The organism is Spirosoma soli, assembly GCF_042684525.1.
Classification (GTDB): Bacteria; Bacteroidota; Bacteroidia; order Cytophagales; family Spirosomataceae; genus Spirosoma; species Spirosoma soli.
On sequence record NZ_JBHULN010000023.1, the window covers coordinates 92,147 to 115,002 of the forward strand.

Genomic DNA, 22,856 nt, shown 5'->3' on the forward strand with positions numbered 1-22,856 from the left:
CGCACGAAAGGGCCGGAGCTTTGCTCTGGCTTTTTTCTTTTTACAGAAAAATCTAGAAACGTATAAGCCATAAGTTAATTAACGGGAGATCTGTAAAAGTTATGGCGAAGATGTGTAAAGGCGTATTCTGATTACGTGTACGCATCTGTTTAGCCCTACCTGACTAGCCATAACAACTAAATGAACGAAGGAATAGGCATGAAGATTGATAGAATTAATCGACGGTTTGTTACTTTCTGAAAAACACTCCGTCTAATAGCCGACTAAGTCGATGAACTTTTAGATAGTATCTGCGTGTTTGCGAGTAAATCTGTGGAGAAGAAAGGCAATTAGCTGAGATAAATGCAACCGTTTAGCACATTTTGTGTAAAAGACGCCTAAGATTTTGGCTGATTGTTAAGACCTTAGTAATTTGGCCACTTGTAAGTGGTAGATCACCAACGTAAGTAGTACTCACCAAATCACTGTAACCCTCTTAGGCACCGTAACAATGATCTCTAAGAAAGCTAAGTATGCCATCAAGGCCCTTAAGGTTTTGACTGAAGAGTACGGGAAAGGTCCCGTGCTGATTTCTTACATTTCGGCAAAAGAAAATATCCCGAAGAAATTCTTAGAGGCCATTCTGCTGGAATTGCGGAATCATGGTATTCTGCAAAGCCAAAAGGGCAAAGGAGGAGGGTATTTGCTACGTGTGGATCCAGGCCGCGTTAATCTGGCGCAGGTTCTGCGTGTCATCGACGGTCCGATTGCGCCTACCCCTTGCGTATCGTTTAATTTCTACGTAAAGTGCGACGACTGCACCGACGAGATAACTTGTGCTCTTAAGCCGATTATGGAGCGCGTGCGGGACGCCAATCTCGGTGTATACGAAAACACAACGTTGCTTTCCTTTCAGAATCCAACGTCAATAGAAACAAAAGAGATTCCCATTGGCGCTAAGGCCGCTGAATTAACCGAAGCGGCATCCAACCGGATGTCTGCATAAATACAAGTTAAAAAGTTGTAGGGTCACAGAGTTGTATAGTTAATGATGGCAAAGCCAACTATACAGCTCTATGACCCTACAACTTTTTAACTATCTACTCAGGTTGATGCTCTTTCCTGAGTAAATCGTTCACGGTTTTAACGGGATTAAATGTAATCAGTGGCACCTCCACAAAAATTGTATTCCAGTCGGCCATGGCGCCATTCCATAAACCAGGTAATTCCTGCGCTTTGAGGTCTTTTCCATCCTTCGATTTAGCGGTGATAAAGCCTGTTTGTGGATCTCGGTAAGTTGGTAGATCGTATTTCTTACCCTCACGGTCTTTTAAGCCACAAACCAGGTCTACGGGGTTGAAGTGGGTCGCTTCATCGAAGATCGATTTCTGTTGGGGATTGGCCAGATCAATCTGTGCTGACTCAACCACCTGCAACGAAACCGAACCATCTTGATTTTTAGCCCAGAACGGTCCTCCGCCCGGCTCGCCCACGTTTTTTACCATACCACACACTCGAACCGGCCGGTTCAATTTCTGCTTGTAATACGCCAGCTTTTCGGATCTCGACAGACTCTCGAAGCCGGCTGGTGGCAGGGTGAAGAGCGTCCGACGTAGCAGTTCATCCGCTTCGGCGAGATAGCCATCGCTGACGTCGTCGGATTGGCTTTCCAGCAACCCTTGCAAACGGGCAATTTGCTGTTGAGCATCCAGTAAAACGGCGGCAATCACCTTTTTGTACGTAACGGTTGGCTCCTTAATCTCATCAGGAACAACGTTATCAATGTTTTTAATGAAAACGATGTCCGCGTCGATGTCATTGAGGTTTTCAATCAAAGCGCCATGACCAGCCGGCCGGAATAACAGCGACCCATCGTTGTTGCGAAATGGCGAATTATCTATGTTAACGGATATGGTGTCCGTTGCTTTTTTCTGCTCTGAAAACGACACCTCAAACGTTACGCCAAGCCAGGCTTCGTAATCGGCTTTTTCCTGGTGGATCAATTCTTCAAAACGATCGCGGTGCTCGGGCGAAACAGTAAAGTGAATTTTCACCAGGCCATTAGAATTGGCGTAAGCTGCGCCTTCGACGAGGTGCTCTTCAACAGGAGTGCGTGCCCCATCCGGATAGCGGTGAAATTTGAGCAATCCTTTGGGCAGGTTGCCGTACTCTAGCCCGTCTTCGGTTAACAAGAAGCGGAGTATCGTCTGCCGATCGTTGTTAGTAACTGCTTTGTCCAAGTCGGCTCCTTTAACGGCCATAGCCGCTTTCAGGTCTTCATAAAAAGCAAAATCAGTTAAACGGGCAAACACCTCGTCGGTTGCTTTGTCGAACTTACCATCCAAGGCCGCAAATAATGATTTGAACATCCGCGTAGCAGCGCCGGAAGCGGGCACAAATTTTACCAAATCACGCGTGGAGGCCGCTTCATCGAATCTATGGAGGTACGTGCCTAATTCGTCTTCATCGATACGGATGATTCCATCTCCCACTGTAGCGGCCTTAATGACGTTGAGGTACGGAAATCCTTCTACAAAATGTTGTATCTGTTGATTTATCTGGTCAAGTGATACACCCTGTGCCAGCATCTGGTCCTGATCTTGCTCGGTAAACTGCATCGTCTAAATGAAAATAAAAGCGTTAGGAGGTCAGCAAATTGGGTATTTCGACAACATGACGCAAATCAATTTATCGCTAGGAACCAGTTGCCTGCGTGAACCGTCCGTTAAGGAATTACTTTATAGACAAACATACCTCTTCAAGTGTTTACCTTTGTTTTGTTATGAACACCTTCGCAACTCCGCAGTTGAAGCTGATTGCTTTCGATGCCGATGACACACTATGGGTCAATGAGCCGAATTACGTTAACGTGCAGCAACGGCTGTGCGAACTGCTCATGCATCACATTGATCAGGAAACGCTATCCAAACGGTTCTACGATACCCAGATCCGAAATCTACAACTGTTTGGGTATGGGGCAAAAGGCATGACCTTATCCATGATCGAAACGGCTATCGAACTCACCAATGGAGCCGTAACGGGAACAGAAATACAGCAGATTATTGACATCGGAAAGGAACTGCTCACGTTTCCGATTGACGTGCTCGACGGTGTACACGACGTCTTGGACGTGCTCGCTAAACGGTACGACCTCATGGTGCTAACCAAAGGCGATCTGTTTGATCAGGAAAGCAAAATCGCCCGCTCAGGGTTAGGTCATTTTTTCAAACACGTTGAAATCGTCAGCGAAAAAAACGAGACGACGTACCAGCGCATTTTACAGAAATATAACATTCAACCCACCGAGTTCCTGATGATTGGTAACTCGTTGAAGTCAGATGTGCTGCCGGTGGTGCACATTGGGGCGCGGGCCGCACATGTGCCGTATGCGGTTACCTGGGCGCACGAGCGGGTAGGCGAGGAGCAGCTGGTCGGCAAGTCGTTTGCTACGTTCAGCAGTGTACGGGATGTGCTGGGATGGCTTGAGGTTACAGCAGTGTAAACGCGTCGGCATCGAGATTAGCTGGAAACTTTTCTCGAAAAGCCTCGAGCTCTTCCAGTGATAACGTCTGCTGATGAACGGCTTCGGTGTCCGCCTGGCGAAATAAGACTTCCCCCTTGAAATCTATGACGGCTGATTCGCCCGAATAGGAGTGTCCATTACCATCCTGACCCACTCGATTCACGCCGATAACGTAGCTTAAGTTCTCGATAGCGCGAGCCTGCAACAAGGTATTCCAGGCCGTACGACGAGCCGACGGCCAGTTGGCGACATACAAAAGTAAATCGTAGGCAAAGTCAGTGGTTTCGGCCTGTCGGTTGCGGCTCCAGACCGGAAAGCGAAGGTCATAGCAAATAAGCGGACAGATACGCCAGCCTTTCCATTCTTTCACGAGCCGACGGCTTCCGGCCGCATAAGTCCTGTCTTCGCCCGCCATACGAAAGAGGTGACGCTTATCATAGGTGTCAAATTGGCCGTCTGGCTGCATCCAGATCAGCCGGTTGAAGAATTGACGACCGGCCGGGTTTCCTTCCTGCACGACGTAGCTGCCCGTCACGACGGCACCCGTTTGAGCGGCCATCTGCTTCATCCAGCGGAAAGTGGTCAGGTTCATTGGTTCGGCCACTGCGCTGGCATCCATGGTAAAGCCCGTCGTGAACATTTCGGGCAGGACAATCAAGTCGGTTGGCTCGGGCAAGCTGAAAATATGCTCCTCCAGCATGGCCCGGTTCGCGACCGGATCGTGCCAGTATAGATTGGGTTGGAGGAGGGTGATGTGTAGCATGGGGCAGAGGGCTGGGGGTGGAGCTAGGGGCAAGGAGTTTCTTTACCCTTAGCCCCATGCCCCCAGCCCTTCGTGTTACTTCGGAAATTTCATCTTGTACTCCGCATCTGTTTTGCCTTTAGTGATATCAGCTAACTTTTTCTTAATCAACTGACGGCGGAGAGAAGGGAGGTAATCCGTAAAGAGTTTGCCTTCGAGGTGGTCGTATTCGTGCTGGATAATACGGGCGGCCATCCCGTCGTATTCTTCTTCGTGCTCGTTCCAATCGGTGTCGTAGTAATGAATCACCACAATTTCGGGCCGGAACACCTCGCCCCGAATACCCGGGATGCTCAGGCAGCCCTCCTCAAAACCCCAGTCGTCACCCGCTTCTTCAATGATTTCCGGATTGATAAACACCTTCTTAAAACCTACCAGGCTTTTATCAATATCTTCTTCAGGCTCGTCTTCATTTAAGGGGGCGCCGTCAACGACAAACATGCGGATGCTCTGACCAATCTGCGGAGCGGCCAGACCCACGCCCGATGCGGCATACATTGTTTCGAACATGTTTTCGCTTAGCGTTTTAACATCAATGCTACCTGGTTCAATATCTTTAGCTCGTTTCCGCAGCACTGGGTCGCCGTAGGCAATTATTGGGAGGATCATAATTCAGTTTACGGTTTGTAGTTTACGGTATCGCCGTGTAGTACCTCGATGGCACTATAAAACGGCAATTCGTCAACGCCAAACTATTTTTTGCTTTCCATATATGACTGAAGGATAATGGCCGCGCTGACTTTGTCAATGTTGCCTTTCTCACGCCGGTCCTTCTTGGTGCTACCACTCGCGATCATGGCTTGTAAGGCCATCGCTGATGTAAAGCGCTCATCATGCCAATAAACCGGAATGTCGGGCAAAGCGTTCTGCAAATGGGTCACGAACTTACGAACGCGCGGGGTATTATCAGTATCAGTACCATCCAGCCGCTTTGGCAAGCCAACAATAAACGCTTCAACCGGCTCCCGCTCTACGTAAGCTTTAAGGTATTTCAGTAGCTCATGCGAAGGTACCGTTTCTAACGCCGAAGCAATCAATTGCAGCGGGTCAGTAACAGCAATGCCGGTGCGTTTAGCGCCGTAGTCGAGTGCGAGGAGTCTGGCCATTTCCTGGCAAAGGTACGAAAATTAGAGGATAGGGGTGATTTGATGACACTTTATGCGTTCCCGTAGCGACCGGTTTAAACCGGTCGCTACGGGAAGCTGTTACAAAGAACTGTTCACAATGAGTTCCTTTTCTAGAAGGGTTAACCTTCTGCTTCTCGCCATTTCGCTACGTCCTCCTGGGTATCCAGGTCAACAGCTGCCAGCGGGAAAGGAACTTCAGCGCAATCGGCCGTAAATTGCTGAATGAGTTTACGGGCGCCCGTGTCGCCCTTTAAGTCCATAAATATTGACTTGTAACGGGCATTGAATAAAGCCGGAACACCAAGATGACTTGGTTCAGCGTAGCGACAGGCCACAATGCCCTTGCCCGTTTGCTGCTGTGTTGCTATGAGTTGCCGGAGCAAGTCAACGGTTACGTAAGGCTGATCGGTCAGCAATACCAGAAAGGCATCAATGGACTCTGCATCGAGTGAAGCCAGTCCCATGCGCAACGAGGAGGCCAAGCCTTCGCTCCAGTCCGCATTGATGGGCATTGTCACGGGTAAATCGGCCAATTCAGGCGCAATACGCTCATGATTAGCACCGAGCACCACCACCACTGCCGATCCAGCTTGTAGCAACAACGCTTCTTCCGTAATGCGCCGAACCAGCGATTTGCCATTATAGGTTAGCAATTGCTTTAGCTCGCCACCTAAGCGTGTTGAAGCGCCCGCAGCCAGAATGATGGTGGCAACGTTCATCCGTTACTCAGTAAAATCAATAGTATCGGGCTGCCGACGGTAGGCTGAGGCATTTCCTGATAACCGCTCGTGAATGGGACCAGGAATGTCCTTGAGAAAGCCACCGGCCCGCTTGGCAAAAAAGGCTCTGATTTCGGCAATGATTGACAAGGCGATCTCATCGGGTGTTTCAGCGCCAAGATCGAGGCCGATAGGTGCGTGAATTCGGTTGAGAACTTCCTTGGGAAGAAACAGCCCATCTTTCTCGAACTCAGCCTGCATTTTGTCGAACCGTTTGCGCGGCCCCAACATACCAATGTAGGGTATGTCTGTCGTTAGTAAGGCCTGTAATACGGCCCGGTCGTAATTGAAATTATGCGACATCAATACGGCGGCTGTTCGCTCTGTGACGGTGACCTGATCAAGCACGGCTGTTCGATCGGCGAATACGACGCAGGTGGCTACCGGAAACCGCTTCGGAGCCAGATGCGCTACACAGTCGTCGGTAACCGTAACTTGCCAGCCGAGTTCGCGGGCTAGCTTTGTCACGGGAATAACGTCGTAGCCAGCTCCGAAAATAACTAGCTCGATGCCGGGGTCAATGCGCTCAACGAATAGCTCAACGTTGTTTGAAGAGAGGGTATACGTTGCCGTGAGTGGTTTACCACTGGCAAACACATCCTGCATGTCGCTGTATAGCCAATCGGGTATAGACTCTCCGGCTTGTTCTGTTAAAATAAACCGGCTACCGGGTGTCAGGTCGGGTACGTCGCTTTTCAATACAGTCGCCAAGGCCCGTACGTCACGCTTTTGGACAAACTCCCTCAGCAACGCAACCGGATTTTGTGGATTGGCCGGGTCAATTGGTTCAATCAATACGTCGATAATGCCATTGCACCCCAACCCAACGCCAAAGCTGTTTGCTCCATCGTCCATGGTGTCATAAGTAACCACAATAGGAGCGCCATCGCGCATCACCTGACGAGCCTTGCGTAAGGCATCGCCCTCCAGGCATCCGCCACTGATGGCTCCTTCCCAACGACCATCGTCGGTAATCAGCATACGCGCCCCTGGTCGGCGATACGACGAGCCTTCAACCCAAACAACCGTCGCCAGTGCGGCTTTACGCTGTTCGAAATCGATTTGCTCATAAACTTCCAGTATGCGGCTAATTTCCTTCATGAATGTTGCATCAAACCTTTCCTAAGTCGAAAGGTAATTTTCGGATACGTTTGCCGGTGGCCGCAAAAACGGCATTGGCCAGTGCCGGAGCTAATGGCGGTAAACCTGGCTCGCCAACCCCTTTGATGGTTGGTCCGCCTTCGGCTAGTATATGAACCTCCACAGCTGGCATTTCGTTAATCCGCAACATGCGATTCGTATCAAAATTGGATTGAACGGTCTGCCCTTTGTCAAACGTAATGGCATCTTTGGTCGCGGCCGTAAGCGCCATAGCGACGGAACCTTCAATTTGAGCCTTCACATTGTCGGGGTTGACCACCGTGCCTAAGTCAATCACGCAATAAACCTTCTCAACTTTCACTGAGCCGTCAGCCTGTTTAGAAACCTCAACAACCTGACCGGCTAATCCGGCAAAGAACTCCCACTGAGCTACGCCCCGACCCCAACCGGCCGGTAAGGGCTTATCCCAGTTTGATACCTCTTTCAGCTTTGTCAGTACCCGTTTGGCGTCAGACTCCTTCGTCAGCATACCCAATCGAAACGCCATCGGGTCTTTTCCGGCTTTCTGCGCCATTTCGTCCAGGAAACACTCGTGCGCAAAAGCCAAAGTCGAACTTGTCACGGATCGCCAATACGTTAGCGGAACGTGTATGTCTGCATGGACGTAGCGCGTTGTCAGATTTGGGATTTCATATTTCTGCTCGCCGGTGCCTTCGAGCATGGTGCCGTCGGGCTTGGTCTTGTCGTACTTCTCCTGCATCGTTGCGTCGATGGAAGGCGCAATGACTTTATGTTGGAGCGCTACTGGCTGACCATCGGCCGACAATGCTCCGCGCATGGCCGAGAAGGTCATCGGTCGGAAGGGACCAAGTTTAGTGTCGTCTTCGCGTGTCCAGACAACTTTAACGGGTTTACCGATGGTTTTGGACAACAAGGCGGCTTCAACGGCGAAGTCTTGCGTCAATCGTCGGCCAAACCCTCCGCCATTGAACAAGACGTGTACGGTGATGTTATCTTTAGGAATCTTCAACACCTTCGACACCTCATCCTTCACCAGATCACCACCCTGCGATGACACCCAAATCTCAACTTTGTCGCCGGGCGAATCCACGCTGGGCGAATCCACGCTGGGCTTGTAATGGGCCAACGCATTCATGGGTTCCATGGTGGAGTGGCTCACCATCGGCGTTTCATAGAACGCTTCGAGTTGATTCGGCGAGTCGGTAAACGCTTTGTCGAAATCGCCTGTTTTATGACCGACAACTCCGTCATTCTTAGCTAAATCGCGCAGGTGATTTTCGAAATCAACTGAGCTGAATTTGTCTAAATCCTGATGATTCCACTGCACCGTCAGGGCTTTACGTCCCTGTAAGGCCGCCCAGTAGTTGTCAGCGACAACGGCTACGCCCTCAAAGCGGTTTTTGCCCATCACACGCTCAACTTTTACCACCTGCCGCACGCCTTTTACTTTAGAAGCTTTAGATGCGTCGAAGCTGGTCAATGTACTGCCCAGTACCGGACAACGCTCGACCGAAGCATACACCATACCCGGTACCTTAGCGTCAATGCCGAACGTCGCCTGGCCAGACGACTTTAAGGGGACATCGGGCCGGGGTGTGGACTTGCCCAGCATAGTAAAGTTTTTCGGGTCTTTAAGGGGCGGATCTTTGGGAACCGGTAGCTTGGCGGCTACGTCAGCTAGTTGCCCATAGGTCAGCCGTTTGTTGCTTGGCTTATGAAGAATTGTCGCATTTTCGGCGATGCATTCTTCCAGCGGCACGTTCCATTGCTGGCTAGCCGCCTGCCGAAGCATCTCACGAGCTGATGCGCCCACTTTTCGCATCTGAGTATACCCTCCCCGGATGGAGCCGCTACCGCCCACCGCCTGCGACCAGGTATCACCGAACCGGCTTTCGCCCCCGGTTTGCTGAATAACGACTTTACTGAGGGAGACTTCCAATTCTTCAGCAATCAAAGCGGGCACTGACTGATAGGTCCCCTGACCAATCTCGGGCCGAGGGTTCATGATGGTAATCCGTCCAGATTTCTGAATGAGAATGAACGGAGTCAGCTCGACGGATTCGGGCAGGCTACTGAGGTTCAGTACTGGACCTGCGATAGCTTCGGTTGAAGGAAAGCCAAGTGCAAAAGCGGCTCCGGTTAGGCCCGCAGCTTTAAGGAAGTTACGACGGCCAATTGTACCATCAGTTTGTTGGGGCGTTGAGCTCATCGTTTACCAATTTTAGGGGTGGATTTAGGCATCTTAGGCGCTGCGCTGATCGTTGCCGAAGCGGTATGAATGGCCTGCCGAATTCGATTGTACGTACCGCAGCGGCATATATTTCCCTGCATAGCTGTATCAATTTCTTCATCGGAAGGCTTAGGATTCTGCTTCAACAGCGCCACCGCCGACATAATTTGCCCCGACTGGCAGTAGCCGCACTGAGGTACCTGATGTTCAATCCATGCTTTCTGAACCGGATGATCTCCGTTTTTCGATATACCTTCAATCGTGGTGATCTTCGACGAGGCAGCCGCAGATACCGGAACGCTGCACGAGCGCGTGGGCGCACCGTCCAGATGCACCGTGCAAGCTCCGCACTGGGCAATGCCACAGCCGAACTTAGTGCCGGTTAGACCAACCACATCGCGGATCGCCCATAACAGCGGCATCTCAGGGTCCACATCGAGTGTACGCACCTGATTGTTGATGGTTAATTTTATCGAAGCCATTCGTAGAAAGCTGAGAAAGAATTAAATCAATAATTAATGGGTAAAGATAGATAACCGAGCAATTAGCCAATCGAAAGTTAACCAGTTAAAACGGAAAATCATACACCCAAAGGTCTTACCTTCGAGCTTCGCAACCCTGCCCTTTATGCTTCAAATGAATTTTTGCCCAAACTGCGCCAGTCCATTGGTAAAAGGGGAGGCCAGTGGCCGTGAGCGGCTAATCTGTTCGAAACCCTGTGGCTATATTTTCTACGATAATCCACTTCCGGTGGTGGGGGCTATTGTCGAATATGATAATGATACGGTGGTCTTGACACAAAACATCGGCTGGCCAGCCGATTGGTTTGGCATTGTTACCGGCTTTCTGGAAAAAGGCGAAGAACCGGCGGATGCCATATTACGTGAGATTCGGGAGGAGACGGGTTTAACGGACGCCCGCATTGTGGAGTTCTTAGGCATTTACACCTTTTACCAGCGAAACGAAGTAATTTTCACGTATCACGTTCGGGCATCGGGAGCAATCGTTATGGACCAGACCGAACTACAGGCCATTAAAGTGGTGCCAATTGCTGAGATTAAGCCGTGGCCGTTCGGGACGGGACCAGCGGTAAAAGAATGGCAGGCTAAACGACTGGGCTTGGCTACAGGGATTTAATGAGCTGTATCTCATCAAACTTGTTTTAGTGTATATTCGTTTTCTTGAAAACGCTGTTTGGCGAAGCCTCCCCCTTCGCTAACCATTAGCCACAACCCAACGGGCCGGACACCACCCTTTGACCAGCTCACAGCCCGAACATTGGCGGCCATTTTCGAGGACTTTTACGTACGTAGCGCTGACACCATTACGCTCTATATTTGTGCCTCTTACGACGGCCGTCAGGTGCTTCGACAGCAGTTATTTCACCGGTGGTTCTATTATTTTGAACGCGATGATTTTGCGAAACTAGACGAGATTATTCGCGACTCAACTGGTACGGTTTATCCGTTAACCCTTATTGTCAAACGAAAAAATCCGCATAGGGCCGAGGTATTTGAAGCATTCATGCGGGTTACATCGGGATACAATGCCGACAAGTAGCCGATTCACCTATCTTTGCGGCCAATTAATCACTAGCCAGATGTATGACTGCTTTCGACACCGTCACGGAATACTACAACGCCTTTAACCGCAAAGACTGGGCCGCTATGCTCAACTTGGTTCATACTGACGTTCGCCACGATAGCAATCAGGGAGCGACACGGGTAGGCAAAGACTTATTTACCCAGTTTCTACAGCACATGGACGCCTGCTACGACGAAACGTTGACCGACATGGTCATCCTGACAGAGCCGACCGGAAGCCGGGTTGCCTGTGAGTTTGTCGTCAATGGCGTTTATAAACAAACGGATGGCGATCTGCCCGCGGCTACCGGACAAACATACGTTTTACCCGCTGGTTCGTTTCTGGAAGTGGCAGATGGACTGATCACCCGGATTACAACGTATTACAATCTGCCGCTTTGGGAATCGTTGGTGTTGGATAAATAAGATGGCTCGTGGCAGCAGAACCGCTTTCCGATCTCAGGTTTCTACGTTCAACGGGCTCTCAATTCCGTACTGTATTTGACGAATTAGCGGCCCTGCGGATTGCCGTTTTTCGCGAATTCCCTTACTTGTACGAAGGCTCTGTTGCCTACGAGAAAGAGTATCTGGAAACATACGCTCGCTCAGAACGTTCGCTGCTTTTTGCCGTTTACGACGACGATCGAATGATTGGCGCTACGACTGCGCTGCCCTTGCTGGATGAAACAGAAGACGTACAGCAGCCGTTTCGTGAGACAGGCTACAATCTTGATACAATAGTCTATTTTGGCGAAAGCATTCTGTTGCCTGAGTACCGAGGCCTAGGATTGGGCCATCGGTTCTTTGACGAACGTGAAGCCCATGCCCGTCAGTTTAATCAATACACGACTACCTGTTTCTGCGCCGTTCAGCGCCCTGACGACCACCCGCTTCGCCCCGTCAACTATCAGCCACTGGATGCGTTCTGGCATAAACGGGGTTACCATCGTGAGCCGAATTTACAAAGCACTTTTACATGGCCTGATCGCAGCGAAACGGTGTCTACGCCTAAACAAATGGTGTACTGGATGAAGTCGATTCAGTAGCCTCGGCCAACATAAACGTCAAACCAGCGGTTGTTCTCCTGAATACAACGAGCAACTATATGGAAACAACCGCAACAGTGGACCGTACGTCCGAAGATCATGAAATAGGCATTGGCGTTATTGGCATGGGCGGATTTGGCCTGTTTGCCGTTCAGCAATTCCTGCAAACCCCCCATACCCGCCTGGTGGCAATTGCCGGGTCAAGCCGTGATGAGGCTCATCGTACGGCCAAGCGTTTTGGCGCCGAAATGCTGAGTAGTCTTGACGAGCTGGTTAACCATCCCGAGGTAGATATAGTCTATATTGCAACCCCTCCTTTCATGCACTACGAGCAAGCGATGCTGGCTCTAAATGCAGGAAAGCATGTTATCTGCGAAAAGCCGCTGGCTATGAATCCGGAACAGGGCCGCGAAATGCTGGAAACGGCCGCACAGAAAGGGTTGCTTATGGTTACAAACCTGATGCAGCGCTATAACCCTATGTTCGCCCGCATCAAACACTTGATTGACAAGAAGCTACTGGGCGAATTCTTGCACGGCTACTTTGAAAATTATGCTGGCGACGAAGGTCTTTCACCTGAACACTGGTTTTGGGATCGCAGCAAAAGCGGAGGTATCTTCATTGAGCACGGAGTTCACTTTTTCGATATGTTCGCCGGTTGGCTCGGCGATGGCACCGTGAAAGCGGCACAAGTGCTGAAAAGACCAGGCTCTGATGGCCGCGCGTCGGACCGCATCGAAGATCAGGTGCAGGCCACAGTCGAATATGGCGATGATGAAACCGGCCGTAAACTGGTCAACTTCTACCACGGATTTACGCAAACCGGACGCATGGATCGGCAGGAGATGCGGCTTCTGTTTGAACGGGGGGATATTACCTTGTACGAATGGGTACCAACGCGCATGGTGATGCGGTGCGTAGTTGACGAAGAAACGACGCGTGCGTTGATGGATTTGTTTCCTGGTGCTCAGCTAAACGTAACGGACAACATCAATGGCAAAGAACCAATACGAGGACGCCATAAGGAATTCTACGCCTACCAGAAAATAGAGCTGCGGTTTGGCTTTGGCGAAGAGAAACAGCACTTATACAGCGAACTACTTCGTCTAATGTTCCGCGATCAGGTCAGTGGTATAAAGTATCCCGACACGCACCGTATCATTACTGAGCAAAACGGTTTACGCTCGTTGGAAACAGCTACACAAGCCGATCAGATGGCTCGTCAATCGTAGATTGCGCAACGCAATAATGACCTATTAATAAAAAAATTTAAAAATATTGCACGCTATAGGCAAACAACCTGCTTAATGGCTGTTGAGCTACTTGTTTTTTTTCGACCTTTACGCTGTCATACTAATTCTCCGCACAGCGCATGATCACGGAGTCACCACTACTCGACAATCCAGACGGACCGGTGCCAGGCATTACCCCCACCGGTGGCCCCATTCAATCGGCCATCACCTACGAGAAAATCCCGACGCACATTTATGCTGACGCTAAAGACGCCAGCCGCGCCGTGGCCCAGGAAATTGCCGACCTGATTCGGCAAAAGCAAAGCGAAGGCAAGCCTTGTGTTTTAGGCTTAGCCACTGGCTCATCGCCCAAAACAGTATACGCCGAACTTATTCGGATGCACCGCGAGGAAGGATTGAGCTTCCGCAATGTAGTTACGTTTAACCTGGACGAGTATTACCCCATGGAACCCGATTCGCTGCAAAGCTACTGGCGGTTTATGCGGGAGCAACTATTCGATCACGTCGACATTCCCCAAGGGAACTACCATGTTCCGGATGGAACGGTTCGGGTTGATAAAGTAGGCGAATTTGCGAAGCAGTACGAAGCCGATATCGAAGCCGCGGGTGGACTCGATTTTCAGTTGCTGGGTATCGGTGGTAATGGCCACATCGGTTTCAACGAACCGGGGTCGCTTATTAACTCGCACACTCGGTTGATGATGCTCGACAACTCGACTCGGGCTGCGGCATCATCCGATTTTGGTGGTTTGCCAAAAACTCCGCGTAAAGCCATTACGATGGGTGTTGCCAGTATCCTGAATGCCCGGCGTGTTGTGCTGTTGGCGTGGGGTGAGCGCAAGGCGCCCGTTATTCGGGGTGCTGTAGAAGGTTTAGTAACCGAGTTGAACCCTGCATCGTATCTGCAAACCCACCCGAATGCGCTGTTTGTGATTGATGAAGCAGCTGCCTCTGAGTTAACCCGTATGAAAACACCCTGGTTGGTGGATTCAGTGGTGTGGGATAACAAGATGAAGAAAAAGGCCGTCACGTATCTGTCATTGACATTGGGTAAGCCGGTTCTGAAGCTCACCGACCGCGACTATAACGATAACGGTATGAGTGATCTGCTGGCGCAGTATGGACAGGCGTATGACATTAATATCGACGTTTTTAACCAGCTTCAGCATACCATCACCGGCTGGCCAGGTGGTAAACCGAATGCCGACGATACGAACCGTCCCGAGCGTGCCCTGCCCGCTCATAAGCGCTGCCTGATTTTCAGCCCCCACCCCGACGACGATATCATTTCGATGGGCGGTACATTCCAACGGCTAGTTGATCAGGGCCACGAGGTGCACATTGGCTACCAGACATCGGGTAACATTGCGGTAGCTGATGATGAGGCACTGCGCTTTGCCGATTACGTGGTGGACTTTAACGCCAAATTTGGTATCAAAAGTCCCGAAGCAACCCGAATTTTCCAGGATGCGGCAGCCTCATTACGTGAGAAGAAGGATAGCGAAAAAGACACGAACGAAGTTCGTTACGTGAAAGGGCTGATTCGGATGGGCGAAGCAAAGTCGACTTGTCGCTTCGTAGGCATTCCGGTCGAAAACGCTCACTTTCTGAACATGCCGTTCTACGAAACGGGCACAGTGGCTAAGAAGCCGCTTAGTGAGGAAGATATTAAGATTACGATGGCCTTAATCGAAGAGATCAAGCCGCATCAGATCTACGCTGCCGGTGACCTTGCCGATCCACACGGTACGCACAAAGTCTGCTTAGATGCCGTGCTAGAAGCCGTTCGCCGTTTGAAACACAAGAATTTCATGAAAGACTGCTGGGTGTGGCTTTATCGGGGTGCCTGGGCTGAGTGGGACATTCATGAGATTGAAATGGCCGTTCCAATGTCGCCGGACCAGGTGATGCGGAAGCGGTTAGGGATCTTCAAGCACCAGTCGCAAAAAGACGGCGTCGTGTATCAGGGTACCGACTCCCGCGAGTTCTGGCAACGGGCCGAAGAGCGTAACCGCGCAACGGCGGGCCTGTACAACCGGCTCGGACTGGCTGAATACGAAGCAATGGAAGCCTTCGTACGCTGGCGGTTTTAGACGCTAATACGTTACAACAACAAACGCCCCCTTGCAAGCTGGTTAGTTTGCAAGGGGGCGTTTGTGTAAGAAGGAGTTTCTATTTATACCAATCCATTAAATTTTCATTCTATCATTTAATATAATACAAAAAATTAATACTATTGCATTTATATATAATAGTTGTATTATATTCAACCTATCCTTTGCGCTAAAACATGACGAAACAGAACAAACAGCGGACAGCCAGGCTCTTTGCTTTGCACGAATTCGTCCGAGATTATTTCACCAAAGCCGACTGGTTCAGAATTGCTTATCTGACCGATAGCCTTGAACTAGTCGAAGATCATCCGCGCTTGTTGAGAAGCCTCGACTTCAAGGATGAAGACTATGACGGAAATAGCCTGCAAGTGCTATCGAAGATGATCAACGACAGTAATGCCAACCTGTACGAAATTGAGCGGTACGTTGAGTTACGAAAACTGGCGGTCAAGCGGCCGGGACCACTAGTGCCGGAGTTTGTGTCAACGGTGCAAACGCGGCAGCCGGAACGCGTGGTTACGTTCGCGCCTGACGTATTTCGGATTCCGGATAAACCCGTTGAAACGAATGTATTGTCCGTGATGATGCCGTTTGAAGCTAAGTTCTCGGGAACTTACGCGGCCATTCGGAATGTGTGCGAAAAACTACAAATTGATTGCAAACGGGCCGACGACATTTGGGACAACAGCATTCTGATCCAGGATGTGTTCGATTTAATTTTTACGTCAAAAGTGGTTATTACTGATTTCACCGACCGAAATCCCAACGTGTTTTATGAAACGGGCGTGGCGCATACGCTTGGCAAGATTGTGATCCCAATTACGCAGTCCGTGGGCGATATCCCATTCGATTTACGTCACCATCGGGCACTAACGTACCTGCCGAACGCAGAGGGTTTAGCCAAGTTAGAAAAAGATTTGGAGAAGAAACTGCGCGTGGTTTTTAGCGTATAGACTCTTTACCGTCCAATCACTTTTACTAAGGTTCCCTGCGCAACCTGGTCGTTTTTCTTAAGGCTGTTCAACACACCGAGTTCTTCAATTCGGCTAGTGGGCATACCTAAGGCGGTCATGACCTCCGTAAAGGTACCGTTGCGTGGGGCCGATTTTATATGAACGCGCTCTGGTTTACGGTTGAGCTTATCCGAGTCGGTGAGTGAACGGAAACCGGATGCCACTCGCTGGAAGGTGCTAAACTGGTTATTGAAATCAGCTACTGTTGCGAGTCCATGCAAGGCATAAATGGCGTTGTTATACTGAATTAGATGGGTGCCAATCTGGAGCGTATTCTTAGGATCAGGCGCTTGTTGCGGCTGGCCTTGCTGCTGTTGTTGCTGCTGCCGGGAAATGATGACAAGCGCTGGATTGCCATTGATAGTCGTCCAATTACTCTCCTGCACGCTTAGCTTCAACTCATTTACCATTGTCTGAGCCGCTTCGTCTAGTGAATTGCCTTTAGCCAGCATGAGAATCATGGCAGATTTCCCGTCTTTGGCACCCATCTGAAATTGGGCTGGCGAGTTCTGGTGCTGCCAACCGTTGGGTACCGGAAACTGGAATCGAAGCTCAGGGTGATAGAACATGTTGTTCTCCACAAAGCCCTGTCTTGGGTCTTCACCGTAGAGAATTCCCTCAATCAGCCTCAAGTAATTGTCACGGTCTATCTGATATTTAGCGGGGTTTTTAGTCTGATAGTCCTTTGCCAGCTCCCGGACTTTAGTGAGTCGATTGCCCGGATCAGGATGCGTCGACATAAATTCGGGTATAGACTGGCCGGAATTATCGGTAATACGCTTCATGGTTCCGAAGAAGTTGGCCATCTGATTGGCATCATAACCAATCTTACTCGAATACTCTACGCCAAGCTTATCGGACTCCGACTCATGTTCGCGGCTGTACTTCAGCAGGAGTACTCCCAATCCTTGTTGCAACGATTCGAGATTCTGGCCTACCACCCCCGGCGCAGCAATAGCTCCTCCAATCAAAGCAACCGTACTGATCAGTTGTGTTGTTTGCTGACGGCCCGAGTGTTGCGCCGTGATGTGACCAATCTCATGCCCGAGCACACCCGCAAACTCAGCTTCGTTATTAAAATGTGCCATGATGCCTCGGGTAAAATAGACGTAGCCGCCGGGTACTGCAAACGCGTTTACTACTGGAGAATCTACAATATAAAACTGGTAAGGCAGGTCAGGACGATGCGAAAGACGGGCCATCGCTTTTCCTTTCTCATTAATAAAGTTGGTCAGCTTTGTGTCGTCATAAAGGCCCATGGTAGCCACAATGGAAGGATGCGACTCCTTTCCCAAAGCGATTTCCTGCTCTTTCGACATCAGGATAAGCTGCCGTTTACCCGTAACGGGGTTCCGCGAGCATCCTACAAAACTGGTAAAGACAACGAATAGAGTTAAATAGGAGAATGCAGTAAAACGTAACATAGAAAGTAAGGTGGATTTAGAAAGAAAAGGCACTGCCATCTGACGAAATACAGGCCAGCACTAATTATAACCAAGCAGAAGGTAGGTTTTGTTTAGCTGGCTTACTTCCGCTTGGTTTTGCCCGTTTTTCGGAGGAACTTTCGGTTTGTCTTTATCGCCCATGCAAACGGCTTCAACGCTTACAACTGATCGGCTGGCTTCTGTAGCTCCTAACCGCCTGCTTTCTCTGGACGCCTTCCGCGGATTGACCGTTGCGGCCATGATTATGGTGAACAATCCCGGCGACTGGAATCACGTGTATCCCCCCCTCGAACATGCTGCCTGGAACGGCTGGACGCCCACGGATCTGATTTTTCCGTTTTTCCTGTTCATCGTTGGCGTCTCAATCACCTTTGCACTGGGCAGAGGAGCGGAGGTCGCTGGACATGGGGTTGTACGGAAGATTGTCAAACGTAGCCTAACGTTGTTTCTGCTAGGGCTGTTCCTGAACTTCTTTCCCAAATTTGACATAATGACCGTTCGTATTCCTGGCGTCTTACAGCGAATTGCCCTTGTGTATCTGGCCTGTTCGCTTATCTTCCTACAAAACACGCCACGTCAGCAGCTGTACATTCTTGGCAGTATTTTGGTTGGCTACTGGCTTCTGATGACACTAGTGCCGGTGCCGGGTGTTGGCTACGCTAACCTCGAACCCGAAACAAACTTAGCGGCCTGGCTTGACCGGACCCTTTTAACCCCCGCTCATGTGTACAAACCAGCCCGAGTCTGGGACCCCGAAGGTTTGTTAAGTACATTACCCGCCGTTGGCACTGGCATTTTAGGGCTGCTAACAGGGGCGTGGTTACGTAGCAGTCGACCAGATACCGAAAAAGTGGCCTGGCTCTTCGTCGCGGGTTGCTTCACAACGCTTGCCGGATTGATTTGGGACGGGTTCTTTCCCATAAATAAAGCGCTCTGGACCAGTTCATTTGTATTGCTGGCTGGGGGATTGGCTATGCTGGGACTGGCCCTTTCTTATTGGCTGATCGATGTGAAGCAACGGCGAAAGGGTGTGCTGCCGTTCGTTGCATTTGGCGTCAACGCCATTACGGTATTTTTTCTTTCGGGACTGATTCCACGGATGATGAGCTTAATCCATGTCAATCAGCCGGATGGTACGCCGGTAGGGTTGAAGGAGTATTTATACAGCACTTACATTGCCCCACCCTTTGCCGATCCTACGAATGCTTCGCTGGCTGGAGCACTGACGTTTGTGTTGATTTGGTTTGTTATCTTGTGGATCATGTACCGAAAAAGCATTATTATTAAGGTGTGACTCGGCATGCTAACGATCTTAAATATCAGATAGAGCGAATCTTGCACTGGGAGCCGTCGGAGTACTGGCGACTGTGCGACTTTACGATCTTAAGTGAGCAGATCATGGCTCATACCGATCAATGGGTAGAAGCGCAGGACTTGCAACGGTTCTGGCGGTCGTCGGCCCACGCCACGCCAGCCTTACTGAACGCCCTGGCCCGCTTTGCCGATTACGCTGACTGGTACGACTTCTGCGCCCGAAACCAGATCGGCGAAATGATTCCAACTCAGCCCGATTTCTTTCATGCGCCCATGTGGGAAATTCCTATGCAGTGGGTTATTGTTCTTTGCTGGTTATCTGTAGTGGCCTCCATACTAGTCAGCATTCTTTTGGTGTACAAGCGATAAACGTTTAGACCAAATACAACGTTATTGCTTCACATTTTACGTATAGAATTTCAACCCTATCTTGAACGACCGAATGGTACGTTTTTCTCTTAGCCTGAGCCTGTTGCTCGGCACGACGTTAGTGTTTGCGCAACCTGCTGCCAAACCTAAGTCAACATCTATTAAACCAGCATCCCGGGTTTCAAAATCATCACCCGTTTCGCTAAGTGTAAATCTTAATGCGCCTATCCCGCTTGACCCTGGGGTAAAGATTGGTAAGCTGCCGAACGGCCTAACGTACTACATTCGCAAGAATACCGAACCCAAAAACCGCGCTGAACTTCGGCTAGTCATTCGGGCGGGGTCGGTGCTGGAAACCGACCGGCAGCAGGGGCTGGCCCACTTCATGGAGCACATGGAGTTTAATGGCACCAAGAACTTCCCAAAAAACGAGCTGGTTAATTTTCTTCAATCGGCGGGCGTCCGGTTTGGAGCTGATTTGAACGCGTACACGGGCTTCGACGAAACGGTTTATCAGCTACCGGTTCCGACCGACTCGGCGAATGTATTCAATCAGGCCTTTCAGATTTTGGAAGATTGGGCGCATAATGCCACCATTGACCCTTCTGAGGTCGATAAAGAGCGGGGAGTGATTCTGGAAGAACGACGCCTTGGGCGCGGTGCCGGTCAGCGGATGCGCGATCAATATTTTCCAGTGTTGTTGAATAACTCGCAATACGCTAAGCGGCTTCCCATTGGTACGGAAGAAGTGTTAACGACCTTTAAAACAGAAACGCTGCAACAGTTTTATAAAGACTGGTATCGTCCTGATTTGATGGCCGTGATTGCCGTTGGCGATTTCGATGAAAAACAAGTAGAAGGTATTATCAGGGAGAAGTTTAGTCGTATTCCGGCCGTTAAAGATGCCAAGCCACGTACTGAATTTACGATTCCGCCCCACGACGATACAAAAGTTGTGATTGTGACTGATCCTGAGCAGCCCAACACGGTAGTGCAGGTAATTTACAAACGGCCCGAGATCAAGGAACGCACCTTAAACGATCTGAGGGAAAGCATCAAGCGAGGATTGTTCAACACTATGCTTGGCAACCGGATTCAGGAGTTAACTCAGCGAAAAGACCCTCCATTTCTGGGTGGCTACAGTAACTACAGTAACTTCTTGGGCAACCTTGACGCGTTTACATCAATAGCCGTAGCTAAAGAAGGCAATGTTGAGCGGGCCATTCGGGCGGTGCTGGACGAGAATGCCCGCGTAAAACAATTTGGTTTTACAGCAACTGAGTTAGCCCGTGCTAAACAGGAATATTTTGCCAGCATTGAGCAGGCCTACAACGAGCGGGACAAAACCCGTTCGGCTAGCTTCGTAGAAGAATACGTTCAAAATTTTACAGACAAAGCGCCTTTTACGAGCATTGAGTTCTACTACAACTTCTTCAAGAAGGAGCAGGAAGGGATTAAATTGGCCGAAGTCAACGCCTTGGTCGACCAATTCATTCACAACGACAACCGGGCTGTAATTGTAATGGCTCCCGAAAAAGACAAAGGTAAGCTCCCAACTGTTGATCAGATCATCGGTTTCATCAATGACGCGGGTAAAGGTTTGACGGCATACGAAGATAAAACACTTAATACGCCACTGCTGGCGAAGCAACCTACCGGCTCACCCGTCGTAAGCGAAAGGTCAATTAAGGAAATTGGTGTGACGGAGTGGACGCTTAAAAACGGGGTTCGGGTGGTATTAAAGCCGACAAACTTTAAAAATGACCAGATTCTGCTTGGCGCCACCAGCTTCGGTGGAACATCACTGTACGACCTGAAGGACTTCCAGTCGGCGCGCTTCTCATCGACCTTGACGTCTTTGGGCGGAACGGGTGAGTACAACCAGATTCAATTAAGCAAGTTTCTGGCGGGTAAACAAGTAAACGTATTTCCGTATGTGGGTGAGTTAAGCGAGGGTATCAACGGTAGCGTAGCGCCAAGAGACCTGGAGGTAGCTATGCAACTACTCTACAGCTATTTTACGCAGCCCCGTAAAGATGCTGATGTGGTGCAGGGCTTTATATCCAATCAACGGAGCGCTCTGCAAAACCAGATCAACACGCCAACGCCAGCTCGGGTATTTCAGGATACAGTGTCGGTCACATTGGGCGGCAACAACCCGCGTCGTCAACCGCTGAAGCCTGAAGACTTCGATAAAGTTGACCTCGACCGGGCGCTGAAAATCTACCAGGAACGCTTTGCCAATGCGGCCGACTTTACGTTTTTCTTCGTCGGTACGTTTAAGGAGGAACAATTGAAGCCGCTGATTGAAAAATACATTGGTGGTTTACCGGCTAGCGATAAGGCTGAGAAGTTCAAAGATCTTGGCATTCGAATTCCGGCTGGGCAGATCAGCAAAACCGTCTACAAAGGTGTCGATCCAAAAGCGAGTGTGCAATTGGTATATAGCGGAGATCTGACCTGGTCGCCCGAAACGACTACACAGCTTGATGCACTGGCTGAAGTGTTGGAAATAAAACTAACCGAAAAGCTTCGGGAAGAAGAAGCGGGCGTTTATGGTGTTGGCTCCAACGCGGCTTACAGTAAGTATCCGGTGCCACGTTACACGTTCCGCATTAGCTTTGGTTGTGCCCCCGAAAACGTCGAAAAGCTAATTGCCAAAACACAGGAGTTAGTCAATGACTTAAAACAAAAGGGCGCTCTGCCCGCCGACATCGCCAAGTTCAAGGCCGAAACCCGCCGGGAAACCGAAGTGCAGCTAAAGGACAATCAGTTCTGGTTGAGTTATCTTCAGAATCAATACTATAACGGCGACGCACCAGACGAAGTACTGCACGAAGATGAGCTATTGAAGAAGGTAACCGTCGAAAGCACGAAAGAAGCTGCCAATACGTATTTTGGCCCAAATTTTATCCGACTGGTGCTGTTGCCGGAGAAGAAATCAGAAAGTGGTAAGTAATTGATTTCGTTCTAACAATCGAAGAGTGACGATCAAAAGCATTTCTGATCATCACTCTTCGATTGTTAGAATATTGATCCGTGAGTAAGTCCGTAAACGTTTGTGCTTTACTTAGGTAATGGCTAAATATAAACAAGCTGATTATGAAGTACTACGCCGACGCTGTGTAGAACTAAAGAATTTAGGTTGGAGGCAAAC

General features: G+C 49.9%; 21 protein-coding genes. 12 read left to right on the forward strand and 9 right to left on the reverse strand.

What is annotated here, in order from left to right:
- Nucleotides 1–490: 490 nt before the first annotated feature.
- Nucleotides 491–985, forward strand: a complete 495-nt coding sequence (locus ACFSUS_RS25625) for an RrF2 family transcriptional regulator (protein ID WP_381527284.1) — start codon at nucleotides 491–493, stop codon at nucleotides 983–985.
- A 94-nt stretch (nucleotides 986–1,079) separates the two neighbouring features.
- Here the strand turns inward: ACFSUS_RS25625 and ACFSUS_RS25630 are convergent, their stop codons facing one another.
- Entirely contained in the window at nucleotides 1,080–2,597 is a 1,518-nt protein-coding gene (locus ACFSUS_RS25630) for a DUF4301 family protein (protein WP_381527286.1), read from the reverse strand.
- 164 nt (nucleotides 2,598–2,761) lie between these two features.
- Here ACFSUS_RS25630 and ACFSUS_RS25635 point away from each other — a divergent pair, with 164 nt between their 5' ends.
- Nucleotides 2,762–3,481, forward strand: coding sequence for an HAD family hydrolase (locus tag ACFSUS_RS25635; protein ID WP_381527287.1), 720 nt, complete (start codon nucleotides 2,762–2,764; stop codon nucleotides 3,479–3,481).
- Here ACFSUS_RS25635 and ACFSUS_RS25640 read toward each other — a convergent pair.
- From ACFSUS_RS25640 to ACFSUS_RS25670, 7 genes are all read right to left on the reverse strand, one after another.
- Entirely contained in the window at nucleotides 3,468–4,265 is a 798-nt protein-coding gene (locus ACFSUS_RS25640; protein WP_381527289.1) for an amidohydrolase, read from the reverse strand. The two genes, ACFSUS_RS25635 and ACFSUS_RS25640, sit on opposite strands and share 14 nt — an antisense overlap.
- A 75-nt stretch (nucleotides 4,266–4,340) precedes the next feature.
- Nucleotides 4,341–4,913: a peptide deformylase gene (def, locus tag ACFSUS_RS25645; protein WP_381527291.1), complete on the reverse strand. Its 573-nt coding sequence runs from the start codon at nucleotides 4,911–4,913 to the stop codon at nucleotides 4,341–4,343.
- An 83-nt stretch (nucleotides 4,914–4,996) separates the two neighbouring features.
- Nucleotides 4,997–5,410: a Holliday junction resolvase RuvX gene (ruvX, locus tag ACFSUS_RS25650; protein WP_381527293.1), complete on the reverse strand. Its 414-nt coding sequence runs from the start codon at nucleotides 5,408–5,410 to the stop codon at nucleotides 4,997–4,999.
- A 140-nt stretch (nucleotides 5,411–5,550) separates the two neighbouring features.
- Nucleotides 5,551–6,150: a nucleotidyltransferase family protein gene (locus ACFSUS_RS25655; protein ID WP_381527295.1), complete on the reverse strand. Its 600-nt coding sequence runs from the start codon at nucleotides 6,148–6,150 to the stop codon at nucleotides 5,551–5,553.
- Between the two features lie 3 nt (nucleotides 6,151–6,153).
- On the reverse strand, nucleotides 6,154–7,311 hold the full coding sequence (locus ACFSUS_RS25660) for an XdhC family protein (RefSeq protein WP_381527297.1): 1,158 nt from the start codon (nucleotides 7,309–7,311) through the stop codon (nucleotides 6,154–6,156).
- 10 nt (nucleotides 7,312–7,321) lie between these two features.
- Nucleotides 7,322–9,541 (reverse strand): molybdopterin cofactor-binding domain-containing protein, encoded by a 2,220-nt coding sequence (locus ACFSUS_RS25665; protein ID WP_381527300.1) that lies wholly within the window; start codon nucleotides 9,539–9,541, stop codon nucleotides 7,322–7,324.
- Complete coding sequence (locus ACFSUS_RS25670) at nucleotides 9,538–10,044, reverse strand: (2Fe-2S)-binding protein (protein WP_381527302.1); 507 nt, start codon at nucleotides 10,042–10,044, stop codon at nucleotides 9,538–9,540. The genes ACFSUS_RS25665 and ACFSUS_RS25670 overlap by 4 nt, the downstream gene beginning before the upstream one ends.
- 145 nt (nucleotides 10,045–10,189) lie before the next feature.
- Between ACFSUS_RS25670 and ACFSUS_RS25675 the strand changes: the two genes are divergently transcribed.
- From ACFSUS_RS25675 to ACFSUS_RS25705, 7 genes are all read left to right on the forward strand, one after another.
- Nucleotides 10,190–10,699, forward strand: coding sequence for an NUDIX domain-containing protein (locus ACFSUS_RS25675; protein WP_381527304.1), 510 nt, complete (start codon nucleotides 10,190–10,192; stop codon nucleotides 10,697–10,699).
- Nucleotides 10,700–10,756: 57 nt separating this feature from the next.
- Nucleotides 10,757–11,122, forward strand: coding sequence for a DUF6169 family protein (locus ACFSUS_RS25680; RefSeq protein ID WP_381527306.1), 366 nt, complete (start codon nucleotides 10,757–10,759; stop codon nucleotides 11,120–11,122).
- A 44-nt stretch (nucleotides 11,123–11,166) separates the two neighbouring features.
- Nucleotides 11,167–11,571, forward strand: coding sequence for a ketosteroid isomerase-related protein (locus tag ACFSUS_RS25685; RefSeq protein WP_381527308.1), 405 nt, complete (start codon nucleotides 11,167–11,169; stop codon nucleotides 11,569–11,571).
- Nucleotides 11,572–11,579: 8 nt separating this feature from the next.
- A complete protein-coding gene (locus tag ACFSUS_RS25690; protein ID WP_381527310.1) occupies nucleotides 11,580–12,191 on the forward strand; it encodes a GNAT family N-acetyltransferase in 612 nt (203 codons plus the stop codon).
- Between the two features lie 59 nt (nucleotides 12,192–12,250).
- Nucleotides 12,251–13,423 (forward strand): Gfo/Idh/MocA family protein, encoded by a 1,173-nt coding sequence (locus tag ACFSUS_RS25695; protein WP_381527312.1) that lies wholly within the window; start codon nucleotides 12,251–12,253, stop codon nucleotides 13,421–13,423.
- Between the two features lie 140 nt (nucleotides 13,424–13,563).
- Nucleotides 13,564–15,537, forward strand: coding sequence for a glucosamine-6-phosphate deaminase (gene nagB, locus ACFSUS_RS25700; protein ID WP_381527314.1), 1,974 nt, complete (start codon nucleotides 13,564–13,566; stop codon nucleotides 15,535–15,537).
- Between the two features lie 197 nt (nucleotides 15,538–15,734).
- On the forward strand, nucleotides 15,735–16,511 hold the full coding sequence (locus ACFSUS_RS25705) for a hypothetical protein (RefSeq protein WP_381527315.1): 777 nt from the start codon (nucleotides 15,735–15,737) through the stop codon (nucleotides 16,509–16,511).
- Between the two features lie 5 nt (nucleotides 16,512–16,516).
- Here ACFSUS_RS25705 and ACFSUS_RS25710 read toward each other — a convergent pair whose 3' ends face one another.
- Nucleotides 16,517–17,995: a M48 family metalloprotease gene (locus ACFSUS_RS25710; RefSeq protein WP_381527317.1), complete on the reverse strand. Its 1,479-nt coding sequence runs from the start codon at nucleotides 17,993–17,995 to the stop codon at nucleotides 16,517–16,519.
- A 160-nt stretch (nucleotides 17,996–18,155) separates the two neighbouring features.
- Between ACFSUS_RS25710 and ACFSUS_RS25715 the strand changes: the two genes are divergently transcribed.
- The 3 genes from ACFSUS_RS25715 to ACFSUS_RS25725 all read left to right on the forward strand — a co-directional run bounded on the left by ACFSUS_RS25715 (nucleotide 18,156) and on the right by ACFSUS_RS25725 (nucleotide 22,658).
- Nucleotides 18,156–19,310, forward strand: a complete 1,155-nt coding sequence (locus ACFSUS_RS25715) for an acyltransferase family protein (protein WP_381527319.1) — start codon at nucleotides 18,156–18,158, stop codon at nucleotides 19,308–19,310.
- On the forward strand, nucleotides 19,307–19,699 hold the full coding sequence (locus tag ACFSUS_RS25720; RefSeq protein WP_381527320.1) for a hypothetical protein: 393 nt from the start codon (nucleotides 19,307–19,309) through the stop codon (nucleotides 19,697–19,699). The genes ACFSUS_RS25715 and ACFSUS_RS25720 overlap by 4 nt, the downstream gene beginning before the upstream one ends.
- A gap of 73 nt (nucleotides 19,700–19,772) precedes the next feature.
- Entirely contained in the window at nucleotides 19,773–22,658 is a 2,886-nt protein-coding gene (locus ACFSUS_RS25725; protein ID WP_381527322.1) for a M16 family metallopeptidase, read from the forward strand.
- Nucleotides 22,659–22,856: the final 198 nt, after the last annotated feature.

Bases quoted from the DNA above. Each gene is read 5' to 3' on its own strand.
- ACFSUS_RS25625 (WP_381527284.1), top strand. From the start codon at position 491: ATGATCTCTAAGAAAGCTAAGTATGCCATCAAGGCCCTTAAGGTTTTG.
- ACFSUS_RS25630 (WP_381527286.1), bottom strand. From the start codon at position 2,597: ATGCAGTTTACCGAGCAAGATCAGGACCAGATGCTGGCACAGGGTGTA.
- ACFSUS_RS25635 (WP_381527287.1), top strand. From the start codon at position 2,762: ATGAACACCTTCGCAACTCCGCAGTTGAAGCTGATTGCTTTCGATGCC.
- ACFSUS_RS25640 (WP_381527289.1), bottom strand. From the start codon at position 4,265: ATGCTACACATCACCCTCCTCCAACCCAATCTATACTGGCACGATCCG.
- def (WP_381527291.1), bottom strand. From the start codon at position 4,913: ATGATCCTCCCAATAATTGCCTACGGCGACCCAGTGCTGCGGAAACGA.
- ruvX (WP_381527293.1), bottom strand. From the start codon at position 5,410: ATGGCCAGACTCCTCGCACTCGACTACGGCGCTAAACGCACCGGCATT.
- ACFSUS_RS25655 (WP_381527295.1), bottom strand. From the start codon at position 6,150: ATGAACGTTGCCACCATCATTCTGGCTGCGGGCGCTTCAACACGCTTA.
- ACFSUS_RS25660 (WP_381527297.1), bottom strand. From the start codon at position 7,311: ATGAAGGAAATTAGCCGCATACTGGAAGTTTATGAGCAAATCGATTTC.
- ACFSUS_RS25665 (WP_381527300.1), bottom strand. From the start codon at position 9,541: ATGAGCTCAACGCCCCAACAAACTGATGGTACAATTGGCCGTCGTAAC.
- ACFSUS_RS25670 (WP_381527302.1), bottom strand. From the start codon at position 10,044: ATGGCTTCGATAAAATTAACCATCAACAATCAGGTGCGTACACTCGAT.
- ACFSUS_RS25675 (WP_381527304.1), top strand. From the start codon at position 10,190: ATGCTTCAAATGAATTTTTGCCCAAACTGCGCCAGTCCATTGGTAAAA.
- ACFSUS_RS25685 (WP_381527308.1), top strand. From the start codon at position 11,167: ATGACTGCTTTCGACACCGTCACGGAATACTACAACGCCTTTAACCGC.
- ACFSUS_RS25695 (WP_381527312.1), top strand. From the start codon at position 12,251: ATGGAAACAACCGCAACAGTGGACCGTACGTCCGAAGATCATGAAATA.
- nagB (WP_381527314.1), top strand. From the start codon at position 13,564: ATGATCACGGAGTCACCACTACTCGACAATCCAGACGGACCGGTGCCA.
- ACFSUS_RS25705 (WP_381527315.1), top strand. From the start codon at position 15,735: ATGACGAAACAGAACAAACAGCGGACAGCCAGGCTCTTTGCTTTGCAC.
- ACFSUS_RS25710 (WP_381527317.1), bottom strand. From the start codon at position 17,995: ATGTTACGTTTTACTGCATTCTCCTATTTAACTCTATTCGTTGTCTTT.
- ACFSUS_RS25715 (WP_381527319.1), top strand. From the start codon at position 18,156: ATGCAAACGGCTTCAACGCTTACAACTGATCGGCTGGCTTCTGTAGCT.
- ACFSUS_RS25725 (WP_381527322.1), top strand. From the start codon at position 19,773: ATGGTACGTTTTTCTCTTAGCCTGAGCCTGTTGCTCGGCACGACGTTA.